Raw genomic sequence first — 14,205 nt, 5'->3', positions numbered from 1 at the left:
CCGTCCTCGCCGCCTCCAAGGCCTCGATCGTCAAGGGGTCCAAGAGCTTCCGCTCGGCCTCTCGCCTGTTCGACGCCGAGGTGCGCGAGGACGCCTGGCTGCTGTATGCCTGGTGCCGCCGCTGCGACGACGAAATCGACGGCCAGGACCACGGTTTCGGCCACGAAAACCTGTCGCCCGAGGAACAGCAGCGCCGCCTGGCCCGCCTCTATGACCAGACCCGCCGCGCCCTGGCCGGAGAGGCGATGGACGACCAGACCTTCGCCGCCTTCCAGCGCGTCGCCCAGCGTCACCGCCTGCCCGAACGCTGGCCACTGGACCTGCTCGATGGTTTCGCCATGGACGTCGAGCATCGCGAGTACCGGACCATCGACGACGTCCTGACCTATTGCTGGCACGTCGCGGGCGTGGTCGGGGTCATGATGGCGCGGGTGATGCACGTCACTGACGCGGCCGTGCTGCGCCGGGCCCAGGATCTTGGCCTGGCCTTCCAACTGACCAATATCTCGCGCGACGTGATCGAGGACGCCCAGGACGGCCGGGTCTATCTGCCCGCAGACTGGCTGGTCGAGGTCGGGCTCGAACCGACCGCCGCCGCCGTCGCCGACCCCGCCAACCGCGCCGCCGTCCACGCCGTCACCCGGCGCCTGCTGGCTGTTGCCGAACCCTATTACGACAGCGCCCGCGACGGCCTGCGCGGCCTGCCGTTCCGGTCATCGATGGCAATCGCGGCGGCGCGCGGCGTCTATCGCGAGATCGGCCGCAAGGTCGTCCGTCGCGGCCCCGACGCCTGGGACAAACGCGTTTCGGTCGGCAAGGCGATGAAGCTGTGGCTGTTCGGCCGCGGCGCCCTGATCGCGATCTGGACCCAGATGCTGGACCGCGGCCATCCCGCTCCGGCCCGGCCTGATCTCTGGACCCGCGTCTGAGCCGTCAGACCTTCACCTGGGGCAAACGCCACCACGGCGTCCCCGGCGACAGGTGGTGCTCATGGTGCCGCCCGAAATGGAAACAGGTCAGCAGCGACAGGATCCATGGCATGGGCAGGGTCCGCGCATTGTGGTGGTCCGGAAAGCCGCCGTCACGCTGATGTCGATGCGGGATCCATGTGCCGAACACGAACAGCTGTAGCGCGCTGAGGATCGCCGGAAGCGCCCAGAACAGGATCAGGTTCACCGGCCTGGCCCCCAGCCACAGATAGGCCAGCAGCACAGCCGTCACGATTGCGAACTCTCGCAATCCGAAATAGCGCAGGAAGAACCCCACGAACCACGGCCCGAACCGCGTCGGCTCGGCCGCATGAAAGTCGGGATCGCCCTCCACCCCCGGCGTCCGGTGGTGCTGGTGATGACAGACGTTGAGCTTGCGGAACGAGAAGGCCGCATAGGCTCCTACGCAGGCCTGTCCCACCACCGCGTTCACCCGTGGCCGCCCCGGCGCGAGCGAGCCGTGCATGGCGTCGTGCGCCACGATGAACATCCCGGCCCCCAGCCAGCTCTGCACCGCGATCAGCACGGGTGTGGTGGCCAGACCCCAACCCTCGAAACGATGAAAGAACGCACCCCAGACATGCAGCCCTAGCCATCCGCCGACGATCAGCGCGGCGAGCCCCAGCCCGATCGCCGTCTGGCGCGCCGCGCTCACGTCGTTTCGACGTCCGAGACCATGGCCGAAGCGTTCGCTCGTTCGGCCCGCCGCGCCTTCAGGATGGCGCTCAGTCGTTGCGGGTCGGGTGCGAACACGAAACCGAACGACACCGCCCCCTCGCGCGTCTGGACCGCGTGATGCAGCTTGTGCGCCTGCACCAGCCGCCGCGCATAGCCGTTCGCCGGCATCCAGTGAAACGGCCACCGCTGATGCACGAGCCCGTCGTGCACGAACAGATAGACGGCTCCATACAGCGTCACCCCCGTCGCCACCGCCCGCACCGGCCACGACCCGGTGAACATGGCCACGAAGAACAGTCCCATCCCGAGGACGCAGCCGACGATGGCATAGAGGTCGTTCTTCTCCCAGGCCTTGTCATGGGGTTCGTGGTGGTCGCGGTGCCAACCCCAGCCCCAGCCGTGCATGACATAGCGATGCGTCCACCACGCCGCCCCCTCCATGAAGAAGAAGACGGCCACGACGATCAGGGCGAACCAGAGGGCGATCATGCTCGCGACACTACGCGCCGTCGCGCCCCGTTCCAACCGTGACCACAGGTCGCTAGAGTCATCTGATGAGCGACGACGCCACCACCCACCGCAAGGACCAGCATCTCGACGTCGTCCTGTCCGGACGGGGTCGTCATGCGAACGACGCCGGCTTCGACGCCGTCCGTTTCGTCCACGAGGCCCTGCCGGATCTGGACCACGCCGCGATCGACCTGGGTGCCGACTTTCTGGGCCGTCGGCTGAAGGCACCCCTGCTTATCAGTTCCATGACGGGCGGCCCCTCCCGCGCCGAGGCGATCAACGCCCGCCTGGCCGAAGCGGCCCAGGCCCTGGGCATCGCGCTGGCCGTCGGCTCCCAGCGCAGCGCGCTCGAGAACGGCGGGGTCGCCGGCCTGGACCAATCCCTGCGCCGTCGGGCTCCCGACGTCCCCCTGCTTGCCAATATCGGCGCGGCCCAGCTGACGCGTGGGTTCGGCCTCGACGAGGCTCGCCGCGCGATCGAGATGATCGGTGCCGACGCCCTGATCGTCCACCTGAACCCGCTCCAGGAGGCCTGTCAGCCCGAGGGCGACCGCGACTGGCGCGACGTCGGCGCGGCGCTCGCGGCCCTGATCGCCGGTCTGGACACGCCTGTCGTGGTCAAGGAGACCGGTGCAGGCATCTCGACCCCGACCGCCCGACGCCTGGTCGACATGGGCGTCGCCGCCCTCGACGTCGCGGGAGCCGGCGGCGCCAACTGGGGCCTGATCGAGGGCGAACGAGCGACCGCCCCGTCCGACAAGGCCCACGCCCTCGCCTTCGCCGACTGGGGCATCTCGACTGTCCGCGCCATCGCCGAGGTCCGCGCCGCCTGTCCCGAAACCGTCATCATCGGCTCCGGCGGCGTCCGCAACGGCCTCGACGCCGCCAAGGCGATCCGCCTGGGCGCTGACATCGTGGGCCAGGCGGCAGGCGTCCTCGACGCCGCGACGATTTCGACCGAAGCCGTGGTCGAACATTTTGAGGTCGTGATCCGGCAGTTGCGCACGGCGTGCTTCTGTACCGGCTCGGCCGGGCTCGCCGCCCTGAGGGCCGCACCCCTGCAGCCGCAGTCCTGAACCGAGGACCGAATGGCGCGAACCGATACCGACATCGTCATCCTGGGCGGCGGTCACAACGGCCTGGTTTGCGCCTTCTATCTGGCGCGGGCGGGGCTGAAGGTCACGGTGCTGGAGCGGCGCGGCGTCGTCGGCGGGGCGGCGGTGACGGAGGAATTCCACCCTGGCTTTCGCAACTCCACCGCCAGCTACACCGTCAGCCTGCTTAACCCCAGGATCATCGCCGACCTGGAACTGGCGCGGCACGGCCTGAGAGTGGTGGAGCGGCGGATGTCGAACTTCCTGCCCCTGCCGGACGGCCGCTATCTGGCGGCAGGAGAGGGCCGGACGGCCGGCGAGGTGGCGAAATTCTCGACCCGCGACGCCGAGCGGCTGCCCGGGTACGAGGCGCGGCTGGAGGCCGTGGCGGCCGTGCTCCGCGCCCTGGTGCTCGAGATCCCGCCGAACCTTCCCCCCGAGTCTCAGGGCATGGGCGGCTGGCTGGCGGCGATCCCCGAGATGCTGAAGTCGGCGTCCGTGGCCCGGCGACTGGGCGGGCTGGACCTGACGGCGCGGCGTGACGTGCTGGACCTGTTCGCCAAGTCGGCCGGCGACTGGCTGGACGGCTGGTTCGAGAGCGACCCGATCAAGGCCCTGTTCGGCTTCGATAGCGTCGTCGGCAACTATGCCAGCCCCTATACGCCGGGGTCCGCCTACGTCCTCCTGCACCACGTCTTCGGTGAGGTGAATGGTCGAAAGGGGGTCTGGGGCCACGCCATCGGCGGCATGGGCGCGATCACCCAGGCCATGGCGGCGGCCTGCGCCGAACAGGGTGTCGAGATCCGTCTGGACACCCCCGTCGCTTCGGTGCTGACCGAAAAGGGCCAGGCCGTCGGCGCGGTGACCGAGGCCGGAGACGTGATCCGGGCGAAGGCGGTCGTGTCGAACCTGCATCCGCGCCTGTTGTTCGACCGACTGGTCGATCCAGCCGTCGTCCCGGCCGACTTCACCGAAAGGATGAGCCGCTACGCCTCGGGCTCAGGTACCTTCCGCATGAATGTCGCGCTCAGCGAACTGCCCGATTTCACCGCCCTGCCCGGCGGCGGGGATCATCTGACGGCGGGCATCATTCTGGCCCCCAGCCTGGCCTATATGGACCAGGCCCATGCGCAGGCCCGGCTGCACGGATGGTCGTCCGAGCCGATCGTGGAGATGCTGATCCCCTCGACCCTGGACGACAGCCTCGCCCCACCCGGTGCCCACGTCGCCAGCCTGTTCTGCCAGCACGTATCGCCCGATCTGGACGACGCCCATCGCGACACCGTCGCCGACCTGATGATCGAGACCGTCGACAAGGCCGCGCCGGGCTTCAAGGCCTCGGTGATCGGCCGTCTGGCGCTGGGGCCACGCGATCTGGAGCGCCGCTTCGGCCTGGTCGGCGGCGACATCTTCCACGGTCGGCTGACCCTGGATCAGCTGTTCAGCGCCCGCCCCGTGCTGGGCCACGCCGATCACCGGATGCCGGTTCCCGGCCTGTATCTGTGCGGCTCAGGCAGCCATCCCGGCGGCGGCGTGACCGGCGCGCCCGGGCACAACGCGGCCCGTGCCGTCCTGAAGGACGTTCGTCGCTAGACGTTCGCCACGCCCACCGCGTTCATCAGGGCCTGCTGCACCGCCGCCTCGGTGAAGGGCTTCTGGATCGTCGGGTGGTCGCGCCAGCGGTCGGGGAGTCCGCCCTGGCCATAGCCCGTCGAGAACACGAAGGGCGTGCCCCGCGTCGCGAGGGCCTCCGCGACCGGGAATACCTCGTGACCCGCCACATTGACGTCCAGCAGGGCCGCATCGATCCCCTCGAGCCCGGGATCCGACAGCAGGGCCAGGGCCTCGGCGACGCTCGCGATCGGCCCGACCGGGGTGCAGCCCATGTCCTCCAGGATCGTCTCCAGCAGCATGGCTACCAGGCTTTCGTCTTCGACGATCAGGATGCGGCGGCCGTTCAGGGGGTGGTTCATGGGACGGCTCGATCCAGCGGAACAGTGATGCGGGCTTTGAGGCCGCTGTCGAGGTAGCGGAGTTCCACCTCGCCCGCCAGATCATGACGCACATTGCGCTCGATCATGCGCGTTCCGAAGCCGCGCCGTTCCGGTATCGCAACGGCGGGACCGCCCGTCTCGCGCCATTCGACGACCAGACGCCGGTCGGTCTGGTCGGCGATCGACCAGTCGACCAGCACTCGCCCACCCGGCGCGGACAGGGCACCGTACTTGGCGGCATTGGTCGCCAGCTCGTGAAAGATCATCCCCAGCGACAGGGCGAAGGCCGGGCCGAGCGGCACCGGTGGTCCGTTGGCCGATATCCGGTGCGTCTCGTGCGCCTCGGTCTCGTGCCGCAGGATGTCGCGCAGGTCGGCACCCTCCCAGTGACTGCGGGTCAACAGGTCGTGGGTGTGCGACAGCGACAACAGCCGGGCCTGGAACGACTCGGCGAACGCGCGCGGATCGGCATGCGAGCGGGCCGTCTGCATGGCGATCGACTGGACGGTGGCCAGGGTGTTCTTCACCCGGTGGTTCAGCTCGTCGATCATCAGCTTCTGGCGCTGGGCAGCCCTGACGTTGTCGGTGACGTCGTGGCCCTGCACGAATATGCCCACCACCTTGCCGCCGTCCTCCCGGATCGGCTGGTAGATGAAATCGACATAGGCGTCTTCGAACGGACCGCCCGGCACGGCCTGAAGCCGCAACAGGCTGCCACGACCTTCTACCGGCTCACCGGTCTCGAACACCGTGTCCAGCATGTCGATATAGCCCTGCTCGACCACCTCGGGCAGAGCCTCGGCCACAGTCTTGCCCGCCAGCTCGCGATGGTCCGTCAGGTGGCGATAGGCCTCGTTGAACAGTTCGTACCGGTGATCGGGTCCCGACAGCACGGCGATGAACCCCGGCGCCTGCATGAACATCTCGGTCAGCCGGTTGCGCTCGGTCGAGAGACGACGGTTGTCCTCCTGAACGTGCTGGGCGCGCGCCAGAAGGCCTCCGCCAACCATCGCGTCCAGGGCGCTGACGGCTCCATCGCTGCCGGCAGCCGACATCTGGCGCAGCCGTTCCAGCTCGGTGATGTCGGTCGTGTGCTGCAAAAGCATGACGATCTCGCCGTCCCTGTTCAGGACCGGCGTATGGGTCGCACTCCAGAACCGGTCCTCGAAGACGCGGCCGCCCTCCGGCAGGTCGCGCGGGATCGAAAACTTCACGACGGCCAGATGGTCGGGCTTTCCTGTCGAAAGCGCCTTCTGCATCGAGCGCCGAACCTGGCGGACGTTCTCCGGGGCGTCGTCCCCCGACCCCGAATCGAAGGCACCGAAGATCGGCTGGCCGAGGATTTCCTCGCGCCGGCTGTGGGTGACGTCCAGATAGGCCTGGTTCATCCCAGCGATGCGCAGGTCCGGGTAGAGCAGCACATAGGGATTCGGCGACGCATCGAACGCCGTCGCCAGATCGATCGCGAGATCGCTCGATTTGACCAGTTCTTTCAACGCAATCCCCGCCGAACGCGCCGACTAACGCTCAAGCCGGTGAATGGTTCAATGGATTGTCGTCGATCGTACACAGGCTGGATTTGGGCGAAGTGGACCACAGCGTCTAGAGACAAATCATGATCATCGCTTCCCTTCTCGGTGCCGCGCTCCTGATGACGACCCAGCCTGCCTCCTCCGGTCCGACGGCCCAGACCCGACAGGGCGTTCTGGTCGGGCGTGAAGCCGGGGGTGTCGAGAGCTTCAGGGGCATTCGATATGCCGTGCCGCCTGTCGGCCCCTTGCGCTGGCGTCCGCCCCAGGCACCCGAGCCATGGTCCGGACCGCGCGACGCGGGCTCGGTCGGCGCCATCTGCATCCAGCCGCCCGCCAACGGTGACAACGGCGTCGGCCCCCTACCGATGAGCGAAGACTGCCTGACCCTGAATGTCTGGGCCCCCCAGGGTCGCAGCGCGCCCCTGCCCGTCATGGTCTGGATCCACGGCGGCGGTTACATCAACGGCTCGGGCACGGCGGCGCTCTATGACGGGTCGAACCTCGCGAAGCGTGGCGTGGTCGTCGTCACCCTGAACTATCGCCTCGGCCGGCTCGGCTTCTTCGACCATCCGGCCCTGGCGGCCGAGCGCGAGGCGGGCGAGCCCGCGGGCAACTACGGCGTCATGGACATGATCGCGGCCCTGGAATGGGTGCGCGACAACATCGCGTCATTCGGCGGCGATCCGAGCCAGGTCACGCTCTTCGGCGAGTCGGCGGGCGGCGTCGCGGTGACCCAGTTAATGATCGCAGAGCGCGCGCGGGGTCTGTTCGCGCGCGCGGTGGTCGAATCGGGCCTGGGCCGACAGCAGGGTGCGCCCCTGATCGAGGTGCCGGGCGGGACCCTGCGTCCGACCCGCGCGCGTGGCGCGGCCTGGGCCTATGACGCCGGGATCACACCCACGGCCGAGGCCCTTCGCGCCGCCCCCGCAGAACGCCTGCTGACGCCGGCGCCCAGTTTCTATGACGGTGACCTGATCCTCACCGACGGTGTCATCCTCACCACCGATGTAGAAACCGCCTTCGCCAACGGCTCCCAGGCGCCCGTGCCCCTGATCATCGGGACCAATTCGGCGGAGTTCTGGCGCGCGAACCCGTCCTATGTGCCGCCTTACCGCGACCGTCTCGACGCCCAGACGCCCGACCGGAAGGCGGCGCTGCTCGCCGCCTATGGTAATCAGGCCGCCTATGACGACCACATCGTCAGCGATCTGGTGTTCAATGAGCCGGCGCGGCACCTGGCCCGTCTGCACGCCGGCCAGGGCCACCCGACCTGGCTCTATCGGTTCGATGTCGTCTCGGATGGCATGACCACGCCTCATGGCGGCGCGCCCCACGCCTCGGAACGTCAGTATGTGTTCGACACCCTGACCGCCTCGCCCTGGCCCACCGACGCCCGAGACCAGCGCGCCGCCGACACTATGGCCGGCTACTGGACCGACTTCGCCAAGGCCGGCGATCCAAATGGCGCAAGCGCGCCCGTCCGCTGGCCCGACCTTGGCTCCTCACCCGACCAGCTCCTAGAGTTCACCAACGACGGCCCCGTGGTCAAACCCGTCCCCTTCGCAGACCGCCTCGATCTGATCGAAGCGCTCTATCCGGGCAGGCAGAGGTGACGTCAGGCGCGCTTCCGGACGAACACCGTACCTGCGGAATAGCCCGCGCCGAACGAGCAGATCAGGCCGGTGTCGCCGGGCTCGAACCCGTCGTGGCGCAGGTGGAAGGCGATGATCGATCCGGCGGATGAGGTGTTGGCGTACTCGTCCAGGATTATGACGTTCTCTTCCGGCGTCGGATCGCGACCCAGCACCTTCCGACCGATGAAGTCGTTCATATTGATGTTGGCCTGGTGCAGCCACAGCCGCTTCAACGCGGTGGGGTCGAGGCCCAGTTCACCGGCGTGCTCGACGATCATGTCCGACACGAGCGGTACCACATCCTTGAACACCTTGCGTCCCTGCTGGATGAACAGCTTGTCGGGCGCGCCGATGCCTTCGGGGGCGGCGTTGTTCAGGAAGCCGAAATTGTTGCGGATATTGTTGGAGAAGACGGTCTTCAGCTTTGTGCCCAGGATGTCCCAGCCCCCGGGTCCTGCCTGATCGGCGGCTTCCACGATCACCGCAGTGGCGACGTCGCCGAAGATGAAGTGGCTGTCGCGGTCCTTGAAGTTCAGGTGGGCCGAACAGACCTCGGGGTTGACCATCAACACGGCCTTGACCGAGCCCGAGCCGATGAAGTCGGCGGCGGTCTTGATGCCGAAGGTCGCCGAGGAACAGGCGACGTTCATGTCGAAGCCGAAGCCTTCGATGCCCAGGGCCTGTTGCACCTCGACGGCCAGGGCCGGATAGGGACGGGGCATGTTGGAGGCGGCGCACAGGACCGCGCCGATCTCGCTGACCGGCTTGCCCCAGGCGGCGATGGCTTGCCGTGCGGCGGCGACGGCCATCTCGGCCATGATCGACAAATCGTCGTTGCCGCGTTCGGGGATGTTCGGTGCCATCCGTTTGGGATCGACGATGCCGGCCTTGTCGAGCACGTAGCGCGACTTGATGCCCGAGGCCTTTTCGATGAAGGCGACAGAAGACGGGGTCAGGGCAGCGACGTCACCTTCCTGAATCTGCAGTGCGTGGTCGATGTTCCACTGCTCGGCCCAGGCGTTGTAGGCCTCGACCAGTTCCTCATTGGAGATTGACTGTTCCGGCGTGAACAGGCCGGTGGCGGCGATGACTGACTTGATCACTTCGTGGTCCCTACCGCTCGACGCGCGGCGTCTCGCTGCTTGAGGGACGCGGTCACGGTCGTTCTTGAGGCGTGAGGTCACGCCGGTTTCGTTTCTAAGGCTTCAATAGGACGGTGGCGGCTTACCGTCGAGAGACGCCATGATGCCTCGCCACCAGCGCGGGATGACGCCGCGCGGGCCCGGCGGGACAGGATGGTCCCTCGCGGCGATCAGGGCGTCGACCAGATCCTCAGCCTCGCAGGGCCAGCCGGTGGGGCTGACGTAGATCGGATAGTCGATCAGGGCGGCGTGGATCAGGGCGTCGAGGGTGGCCCGGGTCGTGCGTCTCGGGAACGGGCCGGTCCGGTCGTCGGTCAGGCCCCAGCCGGCATAGAAGGGCCGGCCATAGGTGGTCACCGCCTTGCCCCGCATCAGGGCCTCGAACCCCGACAGGGACGTCAGCGTCACCAGCCGGTCGCAGGCGTTCAGACAGTCGATGATGTCGAGGTCGTCGGCCACCGCATCGACGGCGTCCAGAGCATGGGCATCCAGAAGGCCCGGCCGGTTTCCCGCCATGACGTCCGGGTGGTTGCGATAGATGAGGAAGGCGTCCGGGAAGTCCCGCCGCGCCGCCTCGACCAGGCCGGAGTTGGTGCGGATGTCGGTGCAGCCCAACGCGATCGACTTGTCGTTCTCGACCTGGCCGACCACGAGAACGCGCTCCCGATCGGAAGGCCAGCCGACCGGGGCCTCTCCCCGGATATTGTATTTGGACAGCCCCGCCTCGACGATGCGGGCGCGCAGGCGCGCGGAGCGTGCGAGGGACGCGTCGTCCAGCCCACCGGCCTGGATCAGGCTCTCCAGCCGATTGGGCCGGGTGGCGTCGTAGTAGACCCCCTGATCATCCAGGGCGACGGACAGGGCCCCGTGGAAGTCCGACCCCAGGCCGCGCGACCGGATGAAGCCGTCCTCCATCCGCACCGTAGGCGCAATCGTCGCGGCAGCGGCGGCGCGGATCGGATCGCTCTCCTTGCCCGCCCACCAGATCAGGCGGCCGTTCTCGACTTCCGCCTGTTTCGCGGCGTTGCGGGCGAACCAGTGATAGCGGACAGAGCCCTTGGGCGAGTTCAGCAGGCGGCGGATCGGCGGACGCTTGGCCGGTGCGAACCCGGCGGCGGCCCAGACGCCCGACAGCCGGTCGGCGCGATTCCGCAGGGCGATCAGCCGCCCAAGCGCCGCCTCGGCCTCGCACCGCCGGCCGGTGACCGGATCGACGTAGCGGGCTCCGACGATCAGGGCGGCGGCGGCGATCTGTTCGACCGAGCGGGGTCCGCCCCGGCGGCCGGTCTCGATCGCATCGGTGGTCGGGCCCCACCCCGAATAAAAGGGCGCGCCAAAACACCGGACCGGAAGGCCGCGCAACAGGGCCTCGAACCCCAGCGCCGACGTCACGACATAGACCGCGTCGACGACCGCCAGCAGATCGGCCGCCCTTACGTCTGTGTCGATCACGGTGACGCCGATCAGGTCGCTCGCGACGATACAGCCCTGCTTGCGACCCGCCGCGACGGCCGGGTGGCGCTTCACGATCAGCTGGGCGTCGGGCTCGTCTCGCCGGGCCGCCGCAATCATCTCGGCGAAGGCTGCAGGCGAGGCCAGGCCGTAGGCGATCGAGGCGTCGCCCAACGTCTGGTCCACCACCAGGACCCGCCGCCCGGGCTTCAGGATCGAGGGATCGAGCGGCACGCCCATGTTCGTCTTGGACACGCCCGAGGCAACGATACGGTCGATCAGGGCGCGGGCGCGGGCGGTCATCGCCGCGTCGCACCAGTCGGGCGCGGTGCGGATCAGGTCTTCCATCCGCGAGGGGCGGTGCGCGTCGTAATAGACGCCGAGATCATCCGCGATGACGCTCAGCGAGGTCGCACCCGCTTCGCCGAGGCCGACGGAGCGCAGAAATCCGTCCTCCAGCGCGACATAGGACAGGCCGCGCTTCGCCGCATACGTCCGACCCGCCGCGGCCGTGGGTTTCATCCCCCAGCCGATCACCGCCTTGACCTCCGGGCCCGGCAGCGCGCGCAGGTCGTACCCCGGCAGGAACTCGGCCAGGAACGGAACCTTCAGCACGCCGGGCGCGCAGACCCAGGCGGGGATTTTGGACGGTGGCGTCGGAGCGGGAGTCACGCCCCTGTCTAGGCGGCGCCGAAGACCTTGGAAAGCAGCCGTTGCAGCGCCCCCTGATCCACCGCGTCGAACGCCGCCTTCTCCGTGGAATCCACGTCGAACACCGCGATCAGCCCCCCGTCAGGCCCGAACACCGGCACCACGATCTCCGACGCCGAGCGGCTGTCGCAGGCGATGTGGCCGGGGAAGGCGTGGACGTCCTCGACCACCTGGGTCTGGCCGGTGTCCGCCGCCGCGCCGCAGACGCCGCGGCCGAACGGGATACGCAGGCAACCCAGCGTGCCCTGATAGGGGCCGACGACCAGCTCCCCCACCCTGTCCGGATCCACGACATAGAAGCCGGTCCAGAAATAGCTGTCGAAGGCGTCGGCCAGCATGGATGCGACCGTGGCCATCCGTGCGATCCGGTTCGGCTCGCCCTCAAGGACGGCCAGGATTTCACCCTCGACCTCGGCATAACAGGCGGCCTTGTCGGCGGGGCGATCGGTGCGGGGAACATAGGACATGGCGCGGGCGATTCTCTGGGCGATCGGCGCATATAGGGGGTCGTGGGGCGCAGGGCGAGATCCGCCGGATTCTCCTGTCGAGCGAGTAGCTCAAACCCTGATTTCGCCCGCGATATCAAGCTGTGCGGTAAAGTCGCGCCTTTGCGGCAACGCTTTGTCGCAAAACAACGTTAACCAGAAGGCGAAGTCACTGGACCCGAACGCCGTATTGCGAAATGGTTAATGCGATACCCGGGATCGCCGGATGTCCAGTACGGGGTTCGAGGGGTTCGTGATGGGTGATCGGGAGGATCGAGGCGATCACGCGCGTGGTGTCGCACGCCGGCCCGCAGCCGTCGTCGTGGCCCTGGTCGCATCCGCCGTCGCCCTGACCGGCCTGGCCAGCTGTGGCGAAGGCGGCCCTTCGCTGTGGCGCAAGGACGGGGCGGCTGCCGTCAACGCCTGTCCGCGCCCCGCCTCCCTGACCGGGTCCGAGTTCAATGCCCAGGAACAGGGACTGAGGGCGCTCCGCCGCGCCGCCTTCCGTGGCGACTTCTTCGCCCAGCTGGAGCTCGGGACGCGCTATGCTGCCGTCCGCGCCACCGACAAGAACATCGAGGATCCGATCGAGAGCGCGGTCTGGACCGGCCTCGCTCTGGCCAACGAGGAGGGCTACGCCCCGATCAACCGCGTCGAGCGCGGCGGCCTGTTCGGCGGGGGCCTGAGGGCCCTTTCGCGCTACGACGACTGCCGTGCCTGGGAGCGCCATAACGCCTATCAGAAGCTGGACGAACAGCTTTCCCGAATGTCGCGCGACGAGCAGGAACAGGTCCGCGACCGGATGATCTATGTCCTGTCGACCCAGGACGCGAAGGGGTTCCGCACCCTGGCGCGGCTGCACGACGGCCTGTTCGGTCCCTTCGGCGAGCCCGAGGACAACCCGCAGGGCCGCGAGGCCTATGGCCGCAAGAACGGGGCCAATCGCGAGGAGCGCTGGGCGGCGTCGCGCAATGCGGCGGTCAACCTGTTCCAGCGCAACGACGTCGACGCCTACCTGTACAACTACCTCGCGGTGCAGACCGGCGACGTCGGGGCCTATGTGCTGCTCAAGGATTTCGAACGGTCGTCGCCGGCGCGGGCCCGGTCCGGCTCGTTCGTCGAGGCCAAGGCGCGCCAGTGGGTGCCGCCGTTCGAGTTCTATCCCAATGAAGCACCGCCGTCGGGCGTGCCCTTCTCGGACGAGAGCCGGCCGCGCGGCGACGCCTATGAATACGCCCTGTCGCGGATGCAGACCGAGATGCCCTTCGTTCACGTCGGACGTGCGCTGAAATTCCTCGGCGTCACCGAGGACGTGACGCGCGAGCCGAACGGCCTGTCGAAACGCCAGGTCGAGACGCTGGAGGCCATGCTGGGCCATCCGATGGACGGCTTCCTGTCGCCGCTGGAAAAGGTCCGCGCCATCCAGTTGGCCGCGACCAACGGATCGTCCGACGCCCAGATGGTGCTGGCGGTGATGTATTCCGAAGGCATCGGGGTGCCCGCCGACTACGCCCGCGCCTTCCACTGGTATTCGATGGCCGACAGACAGGGGAACGGCGAGGCCAAGTTCGCCATGTCGACCTTCTTCGCCCTCGGCGTCGCCGGGGTGTCGGACCAGGACAAGGCCCAGGCCGTGGCCTACCGCATCGATTCGGCCTTCGAGGGCTTCGGCCCCTCGGCCTCGCGCCTGCAGGCGGTCCTCGCCCAGGTTTCCCGTTCACAGCGCCGCTAGGAGGGCGAGCCATGAAGACGTCATCGACCGCCCTCGCCATTTCGACCGGACTGCTGGCCGGTGCCGCCGTCGCCGCTGCCGTGTTTCTGGCCCTGGCCGGTCCGACGCCGGCCCAGGCCCAGGTCGCGGCCCGTGTCGAAAGCCAGACCCGACCGAACTTCGGCCTGCTGCTCAGCCCCCAGACCAACAGCCGGCCACGCCGCGAGCACCGGCGGTTCAACTATCGCGACCACCGCCCTGACTATTATGCCC

The 14,205-nt window shown here is 68.3% G+C and carries 12 protein-coding genes and 1 pseudogene; 6 read left to right on the top strand and 7 right to left on the bottom strand.

The genetic code is table 11. The annotated features are described in order from the left end of the window. Nucleotides 1-929: phytoene/squalene synthase family protein (locus JHC99_RS12475; RefSeq protein ID WP_292154685.1), on the top strand; the 929-nt coding region annotated here is incomplete at its 5' end. 4 nt (nt 930-933) lie between these two features. On the opposite strand, the gene JHC99_RS12470 is transcribed toward JHC99_RS12475, so the two are convergent. Continuing rightward, on the bottom strand, nt 934-1,644 hold the full coding sequence (locus JHC99_RS12470; protein ID WP_292154683.1) for a fatty acid desaturase: 711 nt from the start codon (nt 1,642-1,644) through the stop codon (nt 934-936). Next, nucleotides 1,641-2,156 (bottom strand): sterol desaturase family protein, encoded by a 516-nt coding sequence (locus tag JHC99_RS12465; protein WP_292154681.1) that lies wholly within the window; start codon nt 2,154-2,156, stop codon nt 1,641-1,643. The genes JHC99_RS12470 and JHC99_RS12465 overlap by 4 nt, the downstream gene beginning before the upstream one ends. 65 nt (nt 2,157-2,221) lie before the next feature. Here JHC99_RS12465 and fni point away from each other — a divergent pair, with 65 nt between their 5' ends. Both fni and JHC99_RS12455 read left to right on the top strand, forming a co-directional pair. Beyond that, complete coding sequence (fni, locus tag JHC99_RS12460; protein WP_292154679.1) at nt 2,222-3,253, top strand: type 2 isopentenyl-diphosphate Delta-isomerase; 1,032 nt, start codon at nt 2,222-2,224, stop codon at nt 3,251-3,253. A 12-nt stretch (nt 3,254-3,265) separates the two neighbouring features. After that, nucleotides 3,266-4,864: an NAD(P)/FAD-dependent oxidoreductase gene (locus JHC99_RS12455; protein WP_292154677.1), complete on the top strand. Its 1,599-nt coding sequence runs from the start codon at nt 3,266-3,268 to the stop codon at nt 4,862-4,864. Here JHC99_RS12455 and JHC99_RS12450 read toward each other — a convergent pair. Both JHC99_RS12450 and JHC99_RS12445 read right to left on the bottom strand, forming a co-directional pair. Then, the gene (locus tag JHC99_RS12450) at nt 4,861-5,244 is read right to left on the bottom strand and encodes a response regulator (protein WP_292154675.1); all 384 of its coding nucleotides are present in this window, start codon (nt 5,242-5,244) and stop codon (nt 4,861-4,863) included. The two genes, JHC99_RS12455 and JHC99_RS12450, sit on opposite strands and share 4 nt — an antisense overlap. Continuing rightward, entirely contained in the window at nt 5,241-6,761 is a 1,521-nt protein-coding gene (locus JHC99_RS12445) for an HWE histidine kinase domain-containing protein (protein WP_292154674.1), read from the bottom strand. Before JHC99_RS12445 ends, JHC99_RS12450 begins: the two co-directional genes overlap by 4 nt. 119 nt (nt 6,762-6,880) lie before the next feature. Here JHC99_RS12445 and JHC99_RS12440 point away from each other — a divergent pair, with 119 nt between their 5' ends. After that, on the top strand, nt 6,881-8,410 hold the full coding sequence (locus tag JHC99_RS12440; protein ID WP_292154672.1) for a carboxylesterase family protein: 1,530 nt from the start codon (nt 6,881-6,883) through the stop codon (nt 8,408-8,410). 2 nt (nt 8,411-8,412) lie between these two features. Here the strand turns inward: JHC99_RS12440 and JHC99_RS12435 are convergent, their stop codons facing one another. The 3 genes from JHC99_RS12435 to JHC99_RS12425 form a co-directional block, all read right to left on the bottom strand. Continuing rightward, on the bottom strand, nt 8,413-9,534 hold the full coding sequence (locus JHC99_RS12435) for a beta-ketoacyl-ACP synthase III (RefSeq protein ID WP_292154670.1): 1,122 nt from the start codon (nt 9,532-9,534) through the stop codon (nt 8,413-8,415). Between the two features lie 102 nt (nt 9,535-9,636). After that, nucleotides 9,637-11,697, bottom strand: coding sequence for a capsular polysaccharide biosynthesis protein (locus tag JHC99_RS12430; RefSeq protein WP_292154668.1), 2,061 nt, complete (start codon nt 11,695-11,697; stop codon nt 9,637-9,639). Between the two features lie 8 nt (nt 11,698-11,705). Continuing rightward, nucleotides 11,706-12,203, bottom strand: coding sequence for a GAF domain-containing protein (locus tag JHC99_RS12425; protein WP_292154667.1), 498 nt, complete (start codon nt 12,201-12,203; stop codon nt 11,706-11,708). 244 nt (nt 12,204-12,447) lie between these two features. Here JHC99_RS12425 and JHC99_RS12420 point away from each other — a divergent pair, with 244 nt between their 5' ends. Both JHC99_RS12420 and JHC99_RS12415 read left to right on the top strand, forming a co-directional pair. Further along, a complete protein-coding gene (locus JHC99_RS12420) occupies nt 12,448-13,953 on the top strand; it encodes a tetratricopeptide repeat protein (RefSeq protein ID WP_292154665.1) in 1,506 nt (501 codons plus the stop codon). Between the two features lie 11 nt (nt 13,954-13,964). After that, nucleotides 13,965-14,205 (top strand): annotated as a pseudogene (locus JHC99_RS12415) (hypothetical protein); the annotation flags it as partial.

Origin of the sequence: Brevundimonas sp. (genome assembly GCF_016463485.1) — a bacterium.
Classification (GTDB): Bacteria; Pseudomonadota; Alphaproteobacteria; order Caulobacterales; family Caulobacteraceae; genus Brevundimonas.
The sequence above is the reverse complement of the archived record's forward strand: the minus strand, read 5'-3'. Positions and strand labels throughout refer to the sequence as shown.

Coding starts and splice junctions, on each gene's coding strand:
- JHC99_RS12465 (WP_292154681.1), bottom strand. CDS start 2,156: ATGATCGCCCTCTGGTTCGCCCTGATCGTCGTGGCCGTCTTCTTCTTC.
- JHC99_RS12440 (WP_292154672.1), top strand. CDS start 6,881: ATGATCATCGCTTCCCTTCTCGGTGCCGCGCTCCTGATGACGACCCAG.
- JHC99_RS12425 (WP_292154667.1), bottom strand. CDS start 12,203: ATGTCCTATGTTCCCCGCACCGATCGCCCCGCCGACAAGGCCGCCTGT.
- fni (WP_292154679.1), top strand. CDS start 2,222: ATGAGCGACGACGCCACCACCCACCGCAAGGACCAGCATCTCGACGTC.
- JHC99_RS12420 (WP_292154665.1), top strand. CDS start 12,448: ATGTCCAGTACGGGGTTCGAGGGGTTCGTGATGGGTGATCGGGAGGAT.
- JHC99_RS12450 (WP_292154675.1), bottom strand. CDS start 5,244: ATGAACCACCCCCTGAACGGCCGCCGCATCCTGATCGTCGAAGACGAA.
- JHC99_RS12455 (WP_292154677.1), top strand. CDS start 3,266: ATGGCGCGAACCGATACCGACATCGTCATCCTGGGCGGCGGTCACAAC.